General features: G+C 67.6%; 17 protein-coding genes. 11 read left to right on the top strand and 6 right to left on the bottom strand.

Annotated features, from left to right (window positions below):
* Positions 1-10: 10 nt before the first annotated feature.
* Positions 11-2,113 (bottom strand): transketolase, encoded by a 2,103-nt coding sequence (gene tkt / locus ACFJGU_RS18710; RefSeq protein ID WP_382305566.1) that lies wholly within the window; start codon positions 2,111-2,113, stop codon positions 11-13.
* A 137-nt stretch (positions 2,114-2,250) separates the two neighbouring features.
* Here tkt and ACFJGU_RS18705 point away from each other — a divergent pair, with 137 nt between their 5' ends.
* The 9 genes from ACFJGU_RS18705 to ACFJGU_RS18665 all read left to right on the top strand — a co-directional run bounded on the left by ACFJGU_RS18705 (position 2,251) and on the right by ACFJGU_RS18665 (position 11,271).
* Positions 2,251-3,171: a heme o synthase gene (locus ACFJGU_RS18705; protein WP_382305564.1), complete on the top strand. Its 921-nt coding sequence runs from the start codon at positions 2,251-2,253 to the stop codon at positions 3,169-3,171.
* 23 nt (positions 3,172-3,194) lie between these two features.
* Positions 3,195-4,160, top strand: a complete 966-nt coding sequence (locus ACFJGU_RS18700; protein ID WP_382305561.1) for a heme A synthase — start codon at positions 3,195-3,197, stop codon at positions 4,158-4,160.
* A gap of 137 nt (positions 4,161-4,297) precedes the next feature.
* Entirely contained in the window at positions 4,298-5,716 is a 1,419-nt protein-coding gene (gene sufB, locus ACFJGU_RS18695) for a Fe-S cluster assembly protein SufB (protein WP_382305559.1), read from the top strand.
* Positions 5,717-6,967, top strand: coding sequence for a Fe-S cluster assembly protein SufD (gene sufD / locus ACFJGU_RS18690; RefSeq protein ID WP_382305557.1), 1,251 nt, complete (start codon positions 5,717-5,719; stop codon positions 6,965-6,967). It abuts the gene before it with no gap.
* A gap of 2 nt (positions 6,968-6,969) precedes the next feature.
* Positions 6,970-7,296 (top strand): non-heme iron oxygenase ferredoxin subunit, encoded by a 327-nt coding sequence (locus ACFJGU_RS18685; protein WP_259508925.1) that lies wholly within the window; start codon positions 6,970-6,972, stop codon positions 7,294-7,296.
* A 1-nt stretch (position 7,297) separates the two neighbouring features.
* Positions 7,298-8,062: a Fe-S cluster assembly ATPase SufC gene (sufC, locus tag ACFJGU_RS18680; protein ID WP_382305555.1), complete on the top strand. Its 765-nt coding sequence runs from the start codon at positions 7,298-7,300 to the stop codon at positions 8,060-8,062.
* A gap of 4 nt (positions 8,063-8,066) precedes the next feature.
* A complete protein-coding gene (locus tag ACFJGU_RS18675) occupies positions 8,067-8,396 on the top strand; it encodes a metal-sulfur cluster assembly factor (protein WP_092553023.1) in 330 nt (109 codons plus the stop codon).
* A gap of 182 nt (positions 8,397-8,578) precedes the next feature.
* Positions 8,579-9,463 (top strand): endonuclease domain-containing protein, encoded by an 885-nt coding sequence (locus tag ACFJGU_RS18670; protein ID WP_382305553.1) that lies wholly within the window; start codon positions 8,579-8,581, stop codon positions 9,461-9,463.
* A 209-nt stretch (positions 9,464-9,672) separates the two neighbouring features.
* A complete protein-coding gene (locus ACFJGU_RS18665) occupies positions 9,673-11,271 on the top strand; it encodes an ABC-F family ATP-binding cassette domain-containing protein (RefSeq protein ID WP_382305551.1) in 1,599 nt (532 codons plus the stop codon).
* A gap of 31 nt (positions 11,272-11,302) precedes the next feature.
* Here the strand turns inward: ACFJGU_RS18665 and ACFJGU_RS18660 are convergent, their stop codons facing one another.
* Genes ACFJGU_RS18660 through ACFJGU_RS18650 form a run of 3 tightly spaced genes read right to left on the bottom strand, consistent with a single transcriptional unit; the run spans position 11,303 to position 12,701 of the window.
* Positions 11,303-12,145, bottom strand: coding sequence for an SURF1 family protein (locus ACFJGU_RS18660; protein WP_382305549.1), 843 nt, complete (start codon positions 12,143-12,145; stop codon positions 11,303-11,305).
* Complete coding sequence (locus ACFJGU_RS18655) at positions 12,142-12,372, bottom strand: hypothetical protein (RefSeq protein WP_382305547.1); 231 nt, start codon at positions 12,370-12,372, stop codon at positions 12,142-12,144. Before ACFJGU_RS18655 ends, ACFJGU_RS18660 begins: the two co-directional genes overlap by 4 nt.
* Positions 12,369-12,701 carry a DUF3099 domain-containing protein gene (locus ACFJGU_RS18650; RefSeq protein WP_382305545.1) on the bottom strand — a complete coding sequence of 111 codons (333 nt, stop codon included), beginning with the start codon at positions 12,699-12,701 and terminating at the stop codon, positions 12,369-12,371. Before ACFJGU_RS18650 ends, ACFJGU_RS18655 begins: the two co-directional genes overlap by 4 nt.
* An 83-nt stretch (positions 12,702-12,784) precedes the next feature.
* Between ACFJGU_RS18650 and ACFJGU_RS18645 the strand changes: the two genes are divergently transcribed.
* Entirely contained in the window at positions 12,785-13,504 is a 720-nt protein-coding gene (locus tag ACFJGU_RS18645) for a beta-ketoacyl-ACP reductase (protein WP_382305543.1), read from the top strand.
* Positions 13,505-13,514: 10 nt separating this feature from the next.
* On the opposite strand, the gene serB is transcribed toward ACFJGU_RS18645, so the two are convergent.
* The gene (gene serB, locus ACFJGU_RS18640) at positions 13,515-14,198 is read right to left on the bottom strand and encodes a phosphoserine phosphatase SerB (RefSeq protein ID WP_382310440.1); all 684 of its coding nucleotides are present in this window, start codon (positions 14,196-14,198) and stop codon (positions 13,515-13,517) included.
* A gap of 8 nt (positions 14,199-14,206) precedes the next feature.
* Entirely contained in the window at positions 14,207-15,451 is a 1,245-nt protein-coding gene (locus ACFJGU_RS18635) for a glucose-1-phosphate adenylyltransferase (protein ID WP_382305541.1), read from the bottom strand.
* A 48-nt stretch (positions 15,452-15,499) separates the two neighbouring features.
* On the opposite strand from ACFJGU_RS18635, the gene glgA reads away from it, so the two are divergent.
* A complete protein-coding gene (gene glgA / locus ACFJGU_RS18630) occupies positions 15,500-16,681 on the top strand; it encodes a glycogen synthase (RefSeq protein ID WP_382305539.1) in 1,182 nt (393 codons plus the stop codon).
* Positions 16,682-16,699: the final 18 nt, after the last annotated feature.

Below are 16,699 nucleotides of genomic sequence, written 5' to 3'. Positions count from 1 at the left end.
ATGCTGACGCTCAGTTGGAACTGACGGCGGCCAGCGACGTCTTGGCTGCTTCGACGGCGGCTTCGGTGGTGATGCCGAACTCGCGGAACAGGGTCTTGTAGTCGGCGGAGGCGCCGAAGTGCTCGATGGACACGCTGCGGCCGGCGTCGCCGACGTAGCCGCGCCAGCCGAGACCGATGCCGGCCTCGATCGAGACACGAGCCTTCACGGATGCCGGCAGCACCGACTCCTTGTACTCGTCGCTCTGCTCCTCGAACCACTCGAGGCTCGGGGCCGAGACCACGCGGGCATTGATGCCTTCTTCTTTCAGGATGGCTCGCGCGTTGACGGCGAGCTGCACCTCGGAGCCGGTGGCGATGAAGATGACATCGGGCGTTCCGTTCGGTGCTTCAGCAAGAACGTACGCACCCTTGGAAACATTCCGCGCCGAGGCGAAGGTCTCGCCCGAGGCGTCGCCGTCGCCACGCTCGAACACCGGGATGTTCTGGCGGGTCAGTGCGATGCCGGCCGGGTTGTGGTGGCGGCCCAGGATGGTGAGCCAGGCGTGGCCCACCTCGTTGGCGTCGGCGGGGCGCACGACATCGAGTCCTGGGATAGCGCGGAGCGCGGTGAGCTGCTCGATCGGCTGGTGCGTCGGGCCGTCTTCGCCGAGCGCGACGGAGTCGTGGGTCCAGACGAAGATCGAGGGGACCTTCATCAGCGCGGCCAGACGCACCGCGGGGCGCATGTAGTCGCTGAAGATGAGGAAGGTGCCGCCGAACGGGCGCGTCTTGCCGTGCAGCACGATGCCGTTGAGGATGGCGCCCATGGCGTGCTCGCGGATGCCGAAGTGCAGCACGCGGCCGTAGGGGCTGCCGGTCCACTCGTGGGTGGAGTGCACCTCGGGCACGAACGACGCCGCCGACTCGATGGTGGTGTTGTTCGACTCGGCGAGGTCGGCGGAGCCGCCCCAGAACTCGGGGAGGACCTCGGCCAGGGCGTTGATGACCTTGCCCGATGCGGCACGGGTCGAGACATCCTTGCCGGCTTCGAACACGGGGAGCACGGACTCGAGGTCGTCGGGCAGCTCGCCGGCCTCGAGCCGGTCGAGCAGCGCCTTGCGCTCGGGGTTCGCCTCGGCCCAGGCGTCGAAGCCCTTCTGCCACTCGGCGCGCTCCTCGGCGCCACGGGCGATCGCGCCGCGGGTGTGCTCGAGCACGTCGGCGTCGACCTCGAAGGTCTTCTCGGGGTCGAAGCCGAGGACCTCCTTGAGGCCCTTCAGCTCGTCGGCGCCGAGCGCCGATCCGTGGATCTTGCCGGTGTTCTGCTTCTTCGGGCTCGGCCAGCCGATGATCGTCTTGAGGATGATCAGCGACGGCTTCGAGGTCTCGGCCTTGGCGGCCTCGATGGCGTCGTTCAGGGCCTGGACGTCTTCGACGTACTCGCCGGTCTTCTTCCAGTCGACGACCTGCACGTGCCAGTGGTACGCCTCGTAGCGTGCCTTGACGTCTTCGGTGAAGGCGATGTTCGTGTCGTCTTCGATCGAGATCTGGTTGGAGTCGTAGATGCCGATGAGGTTGCCGAGCTGCTGGTGGCCGGCGAGCGAGGAGGCCTCGCTGGTGATGCCCTCTTCGAGGTCGCCGTCGCCGGCGATGAAGTAGACGTGGTGGTCGAAGGGGCTGGTGCCCTGCTCCGCCGCCGGGTCGAACAGCCCGCGCTCGAAGCGCTGGGCATAGGCGAAGCCGACGGCCGAGGAGAGGCCCTGGCCGAGCGGGCCGGTGGTGATCTCCACGCCGTCGGTGTGGCCGTACTCCGGGTGACCGGGGGTGAGCGAGCCCCAGGTGCGGAGCGCCTTCAGGTCGTCGAGCTCGAGGCCGTAGCCGCCCAGGTAGAGCTGGATGTACTGGGTCAACGAGGAGTGACCGACGGAGAGGATGAAGCGGTCGCGACCCAGCCAGTGCTGGTCGCGAGGGTCTTTGCGCATGACCTTCTGGAAGAGCAGGTACGCGGCCGGAGCGAGGCTGATCGCCGTGCCCGGGTGGCCGTTCCCCACCTTCTCGACGGCGTCTGCCGCCAGGACTTTGACCGTCTTCACTGCTTTGTCGTCAATGGGTTCCCATTGGAGTGTCGCCACGAGGTATATGACCCTTCTCGATTGCGATCCCTGTCTAAGGAATCGTCCGCGTCAATCATACGGGCGCGGACAGGGCGGCCGCCCGCCATCGAATAGACTTGGCCAGGGGTTCACCAACGGGCACGTAATGAGGAGTAATGGACGTAGCGGTTGACGGCCGGATCGAGCATCGGCGAATCAGCCCGATGGAGAAGGCGAAGGCGTACTTCGCCCTCACCAAGCCACGGGTCATCGAGCTCCTTCTCGTCACCACCGTTCCGGTCATGATCCTGGCCCAGAACGGCATCCCGAATCTCTGGCTCGTCTTCGCCACCCTGATCGGCGGCGCCCTCTCCGCCGGCAGTGCGGGGGCGTTCAACTGCTACTTCGACCGCGACATCGACCGCGTGATGAACCGCACCTCGAAGCGGCCTCTGGTCACGGGGGTGCTCTCCGACCGCGAAGCACTGGTGTTCGCGTGGACGATCGGGGTCATCTCGATCGTGTGGCTCGCCGTGTTCACCAACCTGCTCGCGGCATCCCTCTCCCTGCTCGCGATCCTCATCTACGTGCTGCTCTACACGCTGGTGCTGAAGCGCCGCACCCCGCAGAACATCGTCTGGGGCGGCACCGCCGGCTGCATGCCGGTGCTCATCGGCTGGGCGGCCGTCACGAACTCGCTCTCCTGGGAAGCGCTCATCCTCTTCGGCATCATCTTCCTCTGGACCCCGCCGCACTACTGGCCGCTCTCGATGAAGTACCGCACCGACTACAAGACGGCGGGCGTGCCGATGCTCGCGGTGGTGCGCGGCCGCGTCGTCGTCGGCCTGCAGATCGTGCTCTACGCCTGGGCGATGGTGGCGTGCTCCCTGCTGCTCATCCCGGTCGGGCACATGGGCCTGGTGTACTCGGTCACCGCGGTCGCCGCGGGCGCCTGGTTCCTCTTCGAGTCGCACCGGCTCTACAGCCGCTCGATCCGCGACCTCTCGATCAAGCCGATGCGCGTGTTCCACGGCTCCATCACCTACCTCACGCTGATCTTCCTCGCGGTGGCGATCGACCCGCTGCTGCCGTTCTGAGTCACCCCGATGAAAGCAGCGCAGTGAAGACACCCCTCGGCTGGGCCGCCGATCGCTGGACCCTCACGCCCCGGGCCCTCCGCTGGGGGACCACGGCGGCGCTCGTGGTGAGCATCCTCATCATCGTCACCGGCGGTGTGGTGCGCGTCACCGGATCGGGGCTCGGCTGCCCCACCTGGCCCGCCTGCGACACCGGCTCCCTCACCACGACGCCCGAGCTCGGCATCCACGGGGTGATCGAGTTCACCAACCGCGCGCTCACCGGCGTCCTGATCGCGGCCGTGGGGTGGGCCATCGTCGCGGCACGGCTGCAGTCGCCGCGCGACCGCACGATGACGCGGCTCGCCTGGTCGCAGTTCTGGCTCGTCGTCATCAACGCTCTGGCCGGCGGGGTCACCGTGCTGAGCGAGCTGAACCCCTACATCGTGGCCATGCACTTCGTGCTCGCCGTGGCGCTGCTCACCACCACCACGCTCACCTGGCACCGCGCGCACCGCAGCCAGTCCGCGGATGCCGTCTTCCCGCGCTGGGTGGGGAGGCTCGCGTGGGTGCTCGTGGCGGTCACCGCGGTGCTGATCCTGGTGGGAACGCTGGTCACCGGATCGGGCCCGCACGCGGGCGACTCCGCCGACGTGCCGCGCATGGCCTTCGTCTGGGCGGATGTCGCGGTGGTGCACGGTGTACTGGGCTTCGCGACCCTCGCGCTCGGCGTCGTGCTCCTCGTGGCCCTTTCCCGCATCCCGGGCGCGGAGATCGCCCGCCGGCGCGCGCTGACCTTCGTCGTGGTGGTCGTGCTGCAGGCGGCGCTCGGCGTCACGCAGGCGCTGATCGGGCTGCCCGAGTGGCTCGTGGTGCTGCACCTGCTCGGCTCGGCCCTGGTCTGGGTCGGGGCGCTCCGGGTGCTGCTGGATGTGCATCCGCAACTCTTCGCCCGCACTCAGCCGGGGCCGTATACACTGGAAACACAGGAACACGCTCTTAACGCGTAGCTTCCGCCCGGCGAACAATCCGCCCAAAGTCCCGGTTCCCTTCGAGTGCCGGTTCGACAGATAGATCGATGCGACGATGGAATGTCGGAGACCTTTGACTCGTTAGAGGTTGTCAGCAGCAATGAAGGGAGTCAGCCATGTCAGACGTGCTCATTGACCGGCCCGAACTCGAGAACCTCGGTGTCTACGAATTCGGCTGGTCCGACTCCGACGCGGCCGGTGCCAGCGCCCAACGCGGTATCAACGAGGCAGTGGTCGCCAACATCTCGGCGCTCAAAGACGAACCGGAGTGGATGCTGAAGAACCGCCTGAAGGCGCTTCAGATCTTCGGCCGCAAGCCCATGCCCACCTGGGGTGCAGACCTCTCCGGCATCGACTTCGACAACATCAAGTACTTCGTGCGCTCCACGGAGAAGCAGGCCCAGACCTGGGACGACCTGCCCGACGACATCAAGAACACCTACGAGAAGCTCGGCATCCCCGAGGCGGAGCGTCAGCGCCTCGTCTCCGGCGTGGCCGCGCAGTACGAGTCGGAGGTGGTGTACCACCAGATCCGTGAAGACCTCGAGGCCCAGGGCGTCATCTTCATGGACACCGACACCGCGCTGCGGGAGCACCCCGAGTTCTTCACCGAGTACTTCGGCACGGTCATCCCCTCGGGTGACAACAAGTTCGCGGCGTTGAACACGGCCGTCTGGTCGGGCGGATCGTTCGTCTACGTTCCCAAGGGCGTGCACGTCGAGATCCCGCTGCAGGCCTACTTCCGCATCAACACGGAGAACATGGGCCAGTTCGAGCGCACGCTGATCATCGCCGACGAGGGCTCCTACGTTCACTACATCGAGGGGTGCACCGCTCCCATCTACAAGAGCGACTCGCTGCACTCCGCCGTGGTCGAGATCATCGTGAAGAAGAACGCCCGCGTTCGCTACACGACGATCCAGAACTGGTCGAACAACGTCTACAACCTCGTCACCAAGCGTGCGATCGCGCACGAGGGCGCGACGATGGAGTGGATCGACGGCAACATCGGGTCCAAGGTCACGATGAAGTACCCGTCGATCTACCTGGTGGGCGAGCACGCCAAGGGCGAGACGCTCTCGGTCGCGTTCGCGGGTCCCGGCCAGCACCAGGACGCCGGCGCGAAGATGATCCACATGGCGCCCTACACGCAGTCGTCGATCGTGTCAAAGTCGATCGCGCGCGGCGGTGGCCGAGCGGGTTACCGCGGCGAGGTGCGGATGTCGGAGAACGCGCATCACTCGGCCAACACGGTGCGATGCGATGCGCTGCTGGTCGACACGATCTCGAGGTCGGACACCTACCCGGCCATCGACATCCGGGTCGACGACGTGCAGCTCGGTCATGAGGCCACGGTCTCGAAGGTCTCCGAGGAGCAGTTGTTCTACCTCATGTCGCGGGGTCTCCCCGAAGACGAGGCGATGGCGATGATCGTGCGCGGCTTCATCGAGCCGATCGCGCGGGAGCTGCCGATGGAATACGCCCTCGAACTCAACAAGCTCATCGAGATGGGCATGGAAGGCAGCGTCGGCTAAATGGCGGCACCCGAAACAACCGCACCCGTGTCCGTTCCCGCGGGAGCCGAGCCCACCGCTCGCGTCGAGCCCACCGCTCGCGTCGAGCCCGTTCAGCACGGATTCCAGGCGCACTCCGACGGCGGATCGGCGTTCGTGCCGGTGCAGACCCGCTCGGAGCGCTTCACCTCCACCTCGGCCGACGACTTCGCTGCCGTCACCGGGCTGGAGTTCGAGTGGAAGTTCGCGCCGATGGCGAAGATCGCGCACCTCACGGCGGAGCCGCTCGACGGATCCGTGCTCGAGGTGTCGGCCGAGGCCGTTGACGGCTTCGCCGTGGACTGGATCGCGCGCGACGACGCGTTGATCGGAGCAGCCGGCGCACCCGAAGACCGCGCCTCGGCCAACGCCTGGTCGAGCGCCGAGAAGGCGCTGCACATCCGGGTCTCGGGTGAAGAAGGCGGCGAGCTGCTCGTGCAGCGCGGCGGTTTCGGCGACACGCCCCGAGCGGCCCACGTCGTGATCGAGGCGGCGCCCAACAGCCGCGGCACCGTCATCCTGGAGCACAGCGGCGACGCCAACCTCGCCGAGAACGTCGAGATCATCGTGCGCGAGGGCGCCCAGCTCACGGTCGTGACCGTGCAGGAGTGGGAGGATTCGGCGCTCCACCTGTCGAGTCATTTCGCCACCGTCGGGCGCGACGCCAACCTCCGCCACGTCATCGTGTCGCTCGGCGGCTCGGTGGTGCGGGTCAACCCCGCCATCCACCTCGTGGAGCAGGGTGCGTCGACGGATGCCTTCGGCCTCTACTTCGCCGATGCCGGCCAGTTCCTCGAGCAGCGCCCGTACATCGATCACGTGGCCGCCAACACGCGGAGTCGGGTCAACTACAAGGGCGCACTGCAGGGCAAGGGCGCGCACACCGTCTGGGTGGGCGATGTGCTGATCGGCCCGCACGCCGACGGCACCGACAGCTACGAGCAGAACCGCAACCTCGTGCTCTCCGAGGGGACGCGGGCCGACAGCATCCCGAACCTCGAGATCGAGACCGGCAACATCGTCGGCGCGGGACACGCGTCCTCGACCGGCCGGTTCGACGACGAGCAGCTCTTCTACCTGCAGTCCCGCGGCATCTCGGAAGAAGAGGCGCGGCGGCTCGTCGTGCGCGGCTTCCTCGCCGAGATCATCCAGCAGATCGGCTCGCCCGCGCTCGAGGAGCGGCTGGCCGTGGCCGTCGAGGCGGAGCTGATCCGCTCCCAGGCTGCGGAGTAGAGATGGCTGAGAAGGTCTGTGCATTCGACGACGTTCCCGTGAACCAGGCGCTGCGTGTCGTGGTCGGGGGAGTGGCGATCGCGCTCGTGAAGGACTCGGCGGGCGAGTGCCACGCCATCGGCGACACCTGCACCCACGGCGACATCTCGCTCTCGGAGGGCTTCGTCGAGGACGACACCCTCGAGTGCTGGGCGCACGGCTCCAAGTTCTCGCTCGAGACCGGGAAGCCGCTGTCGCTCCCGGCCTATGAGCCCGTTCCCGTCTTCGAGGTCCAGGTGATCGACGGGGACATCTACATCGACCCAACCGTGACGAAAGTGATTGATTAGCATGTCGGTTCTGAAGATCGAAGACCTCCAGGTGAGCGTCGAGACCGAGCAGGGGACCAAGCACATCCTCCGCGGGGTCGACCTCACGATCGGCGAGGGCGAGACCCACGCGATCATGGGCCCGAACGGATCGGGCAAGTCGACTCTCGCCTACGCGATCGCCGGGCACCCCAAGTACCACGTCGAGGGCGGCTCCGTGACGCTCGACGGCGAGGAGATGCTCACCAAGACGGTCGACGAGCGCGCTCGTGCCGGCCTGTTCCTGGCGATGCAGTATCCGGTGGAGATCCCGGGTGTCTCGGTGTCGAACTTCCTCCGCACGGCGAAGACCGCCATCGACGGCGAGGCGCCGGCGATCCGTGGCTGGATCAAAGACCTCGACGCGTCGATGAGCGCGCTGCGCATGGACAAGTCGTTCCGGGAGCGCAACGTCAACGAGGGCTTCTCGGGCGGCGAGAAGAAGCGCAACGAGATCCTGCAGCTCGAACTCCTGAAGCCGAAGTTCGCGGTGCTCGACGAGACGGACTCCGGGCTCGACGTCGACGCCCTGAAGGTCGTCTCCGAAGGAGTCAACCGGGCCAAGGCCAACACCGGTCTCGGCATCCTCCTCATCACCCACTACAACCGCATCCTCCGTTACGTGCACCCCGACTTCGTGCACGTGTTCGTCGCCGGCCGCGTGGCCGAGCAAGGCGGCCCCGAGCTCGCCGTGCGACTGGAGAACGAGGGATACGATCGCTTTCTCGAAAGCTCGAACGTAGGATAACGATATGGTCACGACACTCGAACCGAAACTCTTCGACCAGGTCGAAGAGGCGCTGAAAGACGTGATGGACCCCGAGCTCGGTGTGAACATCGTCGACCTCGGCCTCATCTACGATCTGGGCTGGGATGCGGAGCAGGACGCTCTGGTCATCAGCATGACCCTCACGTCGGCCGGCTGCCCGCTCACCGACGTGCTCGAAGAGCAGACGGCGGAGGCGCTCGACGGCGTCGTGGAGCAGTTCCGCATCAACTGGGTGTGGATGCCGCCGTGGGGCCCCGACAAGATCACCGATGACGGCCGCGACATGATGCGCGCCCTCGGCTTCTCCATCTGAGTCGCCCGCCCGTCTGAAAACGCAAACGTCGCCGCATCCGGCCCCGAATAGGGCTGGGACGCGGCGACGTTTGCGTTTCTGAACAGCCTCAATCGTTCTCCACCGCAGCCGGTGTCCGCGATTTCGTCCACAGATCGGCACGAGGCTCAGGACGTCGGGCCGCACGGCACGACAGTCGAGGCATGGAACCGGTGATCGTTCTCGTGACCCAGTTGGGCGGCGTCGCGTCGTGCGGCGAACTCATGAAGCTCGGGACGGATCGAGCGGGGATCGACCGTTCCGTGCGGAGGGGAGATCTCTCGCGGCTCCGCAACGGATGGGTCGCCGTGCCGCAGGGTGCACCGAGTGATGTGGTCGCGGCGGTGCGAGCCGGCGGCACGCTGGCGTGCGTATCGGCGCTGGCGACGCGCGCGATCTGGACCAGGGAAGACGAACGACGCCACGTCCGGGTTCGCCGGTTCGCGCACGATCTCGCGCCCGATCCGGGGGTCGTGCATCACCGATCACTTCAACTCGACGGTCTGCAGCCCGCCGTCGGCGGCGTGGATTCGGTGGAGTTGGCGCTGGTGCACGCGATCATGTGTCAGCCGCGACGAGACGCTGTGGCCTCGATGGACTCGGCCCTGCATCACGGCCTGATCAGCGAGTGGCGACTGGCGAGCATCCTCGCCCCGCTTCCGGCGTGCTACTCGTCGTTGGGTGCTCTGGCGAACGGAGCCGCAGAGTCCGGGCTCGAGACGCACCTGCGCCTGCTTCTGCACTCCGTGGGGATCGAGGCTCGCGTGCAGGTGCGAATCAGCGGAGTGGGTCGGGTCGATCTCCTTGTGGGCGACCGGCTGGTGATCGAGACAGACGGGCGGGAGTGGCACTCCGACAGGAGGTCGTTCGCCGACGACAAGCGGCGCGACTTCGCCCTGGCTGAACAGGGGTATGTGGTGCTGCGCTTGAGCTATGCGCAGGTGATCCTGCAACCGCACCGCACGCTCGACACGATCCGGGCGATCGTGGAACGCGGCGAGCACCGCTGGAGCGGGCGACACCGGCGGCGCGGGTTGGTGCTCTCGTGACCTCGGCGTCGGAAGTCGCAAACCTGCGGGGTGGTGGGGGCGTATGTCGCTCGGAGTGCGCCAGGAGTGCGGTTTCCGACGGAGTGAGGCCCGCGGAGGGGCGGAGGCGGCGGGGGAAGGGGTTGCGCTGGGGGCGAGCGCGGTCGGGGGTGGGTGCGGGGCGGATAGACTGGAGTGTTCCCCCGTTGCAAGTAGAAGTGGATATCTCTGTGCTCAGCGTTACAGACCTGGCCATCCGGGTCGGCGCACGTACCCTCATGGAGGACGTGTCGTTCCGAGTCGGAGCCGGCGACAAGGTCGGCCTCGTGGGCCGCAACGGCGCGGGGAAGACCACTCTCACGAAGGTGCTCTCCGGGGAGCTCCAGCCCTCCGGTGGCGCCGTGCAGCGCAGCGGCGAACTCGGCTACCTGCCCCAGGACCCGCGCTCGGGCGACCCGGAGGAACTCGCGCGCACTCGCATCCTGAACGCCCGCGGGCTCGGCTCCCTGGTGCTCGGCATGCAGCAGTCGTCGATGGAGATGGCCAGCAGCGACGCCAAGGTCAGCGAAGCCGCCATGAGGAAGTACGGCAACCTCACCGAACGCTTCGACGCGCTCGGCGGATACGCTGCCGAGGCCGAAGCGGCGTCCATCGCGAGCAACCTCAGCCTGCCCGACCGCATCCTCGACCAGCCGCTCAAGACGCTCTCGGGCGGCCAGCGGCGGCGCATCGAGCTGGCCCGCATCCTCTTCTCCGACGCGGAGACGCTCATCCTCGACGAGCCCACCAACCACCTCGACGCCGACTCGGTGGTGTGGCTCCGCGAGTTCCTGAAGAGCTACAACGGCGGCTTCATCGTGATCTCCCACGACATCGAACTCGTGGGCGAGACGGTGAACCGCGTGTTCTATCTGGATGCCAACCGCCAGGTCATCGACGTGTACAACATGAACTGGCGCAACTACCTCAAGCAGCGCGAAGCCGACGAGGAGCGCCGCAAGAAGGAGCGCGTCAACGTCGAGAAGAAGGCCACCCAGCTGCAGATGCAGGCCGCCCGCTTCGGTGCCAAGGCCTCGAAGGCCGCGGCAGCGCACCAGATGGTGGCCCGCGCCGAGAAGATGCTCTCCGGACTCGAAGAAGTACGCGCGGTCGATCGCGTGGCCAAACTGCGGTTCCCGACTCCGGTCGCCTGCGGCCGCACGCCCCTGATGGCGTCGAACCTCTCGAAGAGCTACGGCTCGCTCGAGATCTTCACGGCTGTCGACCTGGCGATCGATCGGGGCTCGAAAGTGGTCGTGCTCGGGCTCAACGGTGCCGGCAAGACGACGCTGCTGCGCATCCTGGGCGGCGTCGACAAGCCCGACACCGGGCAGATCGAACCGGGGCACGGGCTCCGGATCGGCTACTACGCCCAGGAGCACGAGACGATCGACGTGAAGCGCTCCGTGCTCGAGAACATGGTGTCCGCGTCGCCGAACCTCACCGAGACCGAGGCGCGTCGGGTACTCGGCTCGTTCCTGTTCACCGGGGACGACTCGCACAAGCCCGCCGGTGTGCTCTCGGGTGGCGAGAAGACACGACTCGCTCTGGCGATGATCGTCGTCTCCGGCGCCAACGTGCTGCTGCTCGACGAGCCCACGAACAACCTCGATCCGGCGAGCCGCGAGGAGATCCTCGATGCGCTCGCGCACTACGAGGGCGCGGTCGTGCTGGTGAGCCACGACGAGGGTGCCGTCGAGGCGCTGAACCCCGAGCGTGTGCTCATCCTGCCCGACGGTGTCGAGGACCACTGGAACAAGGACTACGCCGACCTCATCAGCCTGGCCTGATCAGGCGTACCTGATCGGCTCGGCCTGAGCGTCACCGCCCCGTGCGGTCGATGATCTCGTCCTCGATCTCAGCATCCGTCTTGCGGGCCAGGCGCCGGCGCTCGCGCTCAGCGGCGCGCTCCTGTTCCTCCGGGTCGTCTTCGTTCACGCGGCGGAACTCCTGCCGCACGATGTAGCCGAGTGCCACGAACCCGAGCAGCCCGAACGCGAACCACTGGAAGGTGTAAGAGAGGTGGGCGCCTTCGTCGGGTGTCGGCTTCACGGCCGCCGTGGGGCGCTCGGCGGGCGCGGGGTTCTCCGAGGCGAGCAGACCGTAGGCGGCGGTGTAGGTCGGCAGCCCGACCTGGTCGGCGAGCACGGGGAGTTCGATCGTGGCGATCTGCCCGGCGACCGCGCTGCGATTGTCGAGGTGCGGCTCTCCGGCTTTCAGGCGGGCGACGACCGAGACCGTTCCCGTGGGAGCCGCGGGCACGGCATCCGGGACGTCCTGCTTCTGACCGGTGGGCACCCAGCCACGATCGACGATGAAGACCTCGCCGCTCGTCAACTGGAACGGCACCAGCACGTCGAAACCCACGTCGCCGCCGAGCGGCCGGTTGCGCACGAGCACCTGGTCGTCGACGAGGTAGTGCCCCTGCATCGAGACGGTCAGCCACTCCTGCGAGGGATCGTAGGAGTCGAGCTGGGGGAGGGCCGTGGTGAGCGGAGTGGGGTCGGCGTCGAAGTTCGTGGCCACACGGTTGATCTCGGCCACGGCCTCGTCGCGGCGTGCGAGCTGCCACATCGCCAGCAGCACGCAGACGATCGCGAACACGATGACGAGCGCGAGGTAGCCGGCCCAGCGGCGGCTGAGCAGGAAACGCCAGCCGGTCATGCGTCGACCGCTCCCGCCGAGGCCAACGGGGAGACGGTGAGCGGGAAGTCCCGCGCCTCCAGGAAGTCGCGCAGGTAGTCGACGTGCTCGTCGCAGGCCAGCCAGGTCTTGCGCCGGTCTTCGGCGTGGATGCGCGGATTGCGCCAGTCGATGCGCCAGGTGGCCGCCGCGCGGCACTGCGCGCGCGAGCACTCATCGGTGGCCGGATCGAGGCCGAGCGAGATCACGGGCGCGGCTCCTCGGTGGTCGCGCCGTCGGTGCTCGCGGCACCTTCGCCCGGCGCGGCCGCCTCTGGGCGGCGGTACACCTCGATGGCGGTGGGGCGCTCGGCGTGGCTGACCCACGAGGTTCCGACGTTGCCGAGCACCACGGCGAAGTAGGGCAGCAGGATGGCGCCGGCCGCGCACACGGCGAGCCACCAACCCTGCACGAAGAGCATGAGAACCAGGCAGACGATGCGGATGCCCATGGTGACCAGGTACTTGGTCATGCGTGAGCGCCGCTCGTCCTCGGGGGACCGCGGGATGCTCGTGACGGACTGGGGCGCGTGTCTCATGGTGTGCCCCTAGCCTACGCTTCGGAAACTGCTCCTAAGCTGGTACGGCACCACCGTCTCCCCGAAGTTAGGACCACCTCGCCGTGACAACTCCCACCACTCCTCGCACCGTGCTCGTCACCGGCGGAAACCGCGGCATCGGCTACGCCATCGCCGAGGAATTCGTGGCCCAGGGTCACCGCGTCGCGGTGACCGCCCGCTCCGGGAAGGGGCCGGAGGGAACCCTCACCGTCATCGCCGACGTGACCGACAGCGCCTCGATCGATGCCGCCTTCTCCGAGGTGGAGAAGGAGCTCGGCGCCGTCGAGGTGGTGGTGGCGAACGCCGGCATCACGAAGGACGCCCTGCTGCTCCGGATGTCGGAAGACGACTTCACGAGCGTCGTGGACACGAACCTCACCGGCTCGTTCCGCGTGGTGAAGCGGGCGTCGAAGGGGATGCTCAAGGCCCGCTTCGGCCGCATCGTGCTGATCTCGAGCGTGGTCGGCCTCTACGGCTCGCCCGGCCAGGTCAACTACAGCGCCTCCAAGAGCGCCCTCGTCGGCTTCGCGCGGTCCATCACCCGCGAACTCGGAGCGCGGGGCATCACGGCCAACATCGTGGCGCCCGGCTTCATCGAGACCGACATGACCGCCGAGCTGCCCGAAGAGCAGCAGGCGGAGTACAAGAAGAGCATCCCGGCCGGGCGTTACGGATCGGCCGCCGAAGTGGCCAAGGCGGTCGCCTGGCTCGCTTCCGACGACGCGGCGTACATCTCGGGTGCGGTCATCCCGGTCGATGGTGGTCTGGGGATGGGCCACTAGCCGAGCGGGTCTAGCCGCGGAGGCCCAGGAGGGGCAGGAGCTGGCTGAGGTCGCGCTGGTCCATGATGACGTCGGCGTGTTCTCGCACCAGGGGCCGGGCGTCGAAGGCGACGGAGAGGCCGGCGACCTCCATCATGCGGAGGTCGTTCGCGCCGTCGCCGACGGCGAGGGTGTGGGCGAGCGGGATGCCGCGTGCCTCCGCCCACTCGGTGAGCGCATCCGCTTTGCTCTGCGGGTCGATGATGGGGCCCGAGACCTCGCCCGTGAGGCGGCCGTCGCGGACGCCCAGACGGTTGGCGCGCCAGTGGTCGAGGCCGAGCGACTGGGCCAGTGGGTCGAGGACCTCGTGGAAGCCCCCCGAGACGACGCCCACCGCGCCGCCGTCGGCCTGCACCGCGGCGATCATCGCGGGAACTCCTTGCGTCACCTGGATGGCGGCACCGACCTCGGCGAAGCAGGTGTCGGGGAGGCCCTCCAGCAATGCGACGCGGGCCGCGAGGCTCTGCGCGAAGTCGAGCTCACCGCGCATGGCACGCTCGGTGATCTCGGCGACCTCGGCGTGACATCCGGCCAGATCGCCGAGCATCTCGATGACTTCGTTCTCGATGAGTGTCGAGTCGACGTCGAGGACGACGAGGAATCGCGGTCGATCAGCGGGGTGCTGGCTCGCGGGCAGGGGATCGGGTGCCAGCATCTGCTGCGTCATGGAACTACGCGGACTCCTTTGCCGACGACCGTGATTCCCGTGTCGGTCACGGTGAACCCGCGTTCCCGATCGCGTTCGGGATCGACGCCCACCTGGGCGCCCGCGAGGACGACGACGTTCTTGTCCAGGATAGCCCGGCGCACGACCGCATCCGGTTCGATGTGGACCCGGTCGAAGAGCACCGACTGCTGCACGAGAGCTCCCGAATCGACCGTCGTCCACGGCCCCACGACGCTGCCCTCGACGCGGGCGCCGGAGATGAGGCAGCCGAGCGACACGATCGACTCCACGGTGACGCCCGGGTTGCCCTTGCTGTCGCGCACGAACTTCGCTGGCGGGGAGTTGAGCTGCTGCGTGTAGATCGGCCACTTCTCGTTGTAGAGGTTGAACACCGGCAGCGCGGAGATCAGGTCTTGATGCGCGTCGTAGAACGACTCGATGGTTCCCACGTCGCGCCAGTAGTAGCGGTCGCGGTCGGTGGACCCGGGCACGTCGTTGCGGTTGAGGTCGTACACCGCGGCGTTTCCGGCGGCCACGAAGTCCGGGATGATGTCGCCGCCCATGTCGTGGCTCGATTCCGGACGTTCCCCGTCGCGGATGACGGCGTCGATCAGCTGATCGGCGTCGAAGATGTAGTTGCCCATCGAGGCGAGCACCTCGTGCGGCGCGTCGGCGAGCCCCACGGCGTTCTTCGGCTTCTCGAGGAACTCGGCGATCACGGTCGGATCGTCGGGCGAGGTCTGGATGACGCCGAACTGATCGCTCAGCTCGATCGGCTGTCGGATGGCCGCGACCGTGGCACCCTTGCCCGATTCGATGTGGGCCTGGATCATCTGCTCGAAGTCCATGCGGTAGACGTGGTCGGCGCCGACCACGACCACGATGTCGGGCTTCTCGTCGCGGATCAGGTTGAGCGACTGCAGGATGGCGTCGGCCGATCCGCTGAACCAGCGCTTGCCGAGGCGCTGCTGGGCGGGCACCGAGGCGATGTAGGAGTTGAGCAGACCGTCGAGGTGCCAGGTCTGCGAGACGTGGCGGTCGAGCGAGTGCGACTTGTACTGGGTGAGCACCACGATCTGGCGCAGCCCGGAATTCACGAGGTTGGAGAGCGCGAAGTCGATGAGGCGGTAGCCGCCTCCGAAGGGGACGCCGGGCTTGGCACGGTCGGCCGTGAGGGGCATGAGGCGCTTGCCCTCACCTCCGGCCAGGACGATGCCGAAGATCTTCTTTGATGCTGCCATGTCCCCAACCCTAATGAGGTTTCCCCCAACCCGTACTACCGTTCAACTATGCGAGTAGATGTGATTTCCCGTGAGTATCCGCCCGAGGTCTACGGAGGGGCGGGAGTGCACGTCGCCGAACTCGTCAAGGGGCTCCGGGCTCACATCGACGTGAACGTGCGGTGCTTCGGAGCGCCGCGCGACGAGGCGGGCGTGTTCGCGTACCGCGTGCCCACCGAACTCGACGGGGCGAACCCCGCGCTGACGACCCTCGGTGTCGACCTGCAGATCGCCGAAGCGACCGCCGGCACCGACCTGGTGCACTCGCACACCTGGTACGCCAACGCCGCCGGCCGCCTCTCGGCGCTGCTGCAAGGCGTGCCTCACGTGGTGACCGCGCACTCGCTCGAACCACTTCGCCCCTGGAAGGCCGAGCAGCTCGGCGGCGGCTACCGCGTGTCCTCGTGGATCGAGAAGGACGCCTTCGAGTCGGCCGACGCGGTCATCGCGGTCAGCGGCGGGATGCGCCGCGACATCCTGCGCTCCTACCCGTCGCTCGACGAGTCGAAGGTGAGCGTCGTCTACAACGGCATCGACCTCGAGAAGTGGAAGCCCCACTACGACGAGGAGGTGCTCGCCCGGCACGGGATCGACAGCACGCGGCCGACCGTCGTGTTCGTGGGCCGGATCACCCGGCAGAAGGGCCTGCCGTACCTGCTCCGCGCCATCGCGCTGCTGCCGACCGAGGTGCAGGTGGTGCTGTGCGCCGGCGCGCCCGACACGCCCGCCATCCTGGAGGAGGTCAGTTCCGCGGTGCGGGAGCTGCAGGAGACGCGCGGCGGAATCGTGTGGATCGAGGAGATCCTGCCCCAGCCCGCTCTCGCCGCCGTGCTCACGGCCGCCACCGTCTTCGTGTGCCCGTCGATCTACGAGCCCCTCGGCATCGTGAACCTCGAGGCGATGGCCTGCGGACTGCCCGTGGTGGGCACGGCGACCGGAGGCATCCCGGAGGTCGTCGACGACGGCGTCACCGGTCTCCTCGTGCCGATCGACCAGCTGCAGGACGGCACCGGAACGCCGACCGATCCCGACCGCTTCGTCGTCGACCTCGCGAACGCCCTGACCGAGGTCGTCACGGACCCGGTGCGGGCGGCGCGGATGGGCGAGGCCGGACGTGCGCGGGCGGAGGCCGAGTTCAGCTGGTCGTCGATCGCGGAGCAGACCGTGGAGATCTACCGCTCCCTGCTCTGAACGGCTCGACCGGCGAAT

Origin of the sequence: Herbiconiux sp. UC225_62 (assembly GCF_042694625.1) — a bacterium.
Taxonomy (GTDB): Bacteria; Actinomycetota; Actinomycetes; order Actinomycetales; family Microbacteriaceae; genus Herbiconiux.
Note: the sequence above shows the minus strand (reverse complement) of the source record. Positions and strands in the feature narration are given on the sequence as shown.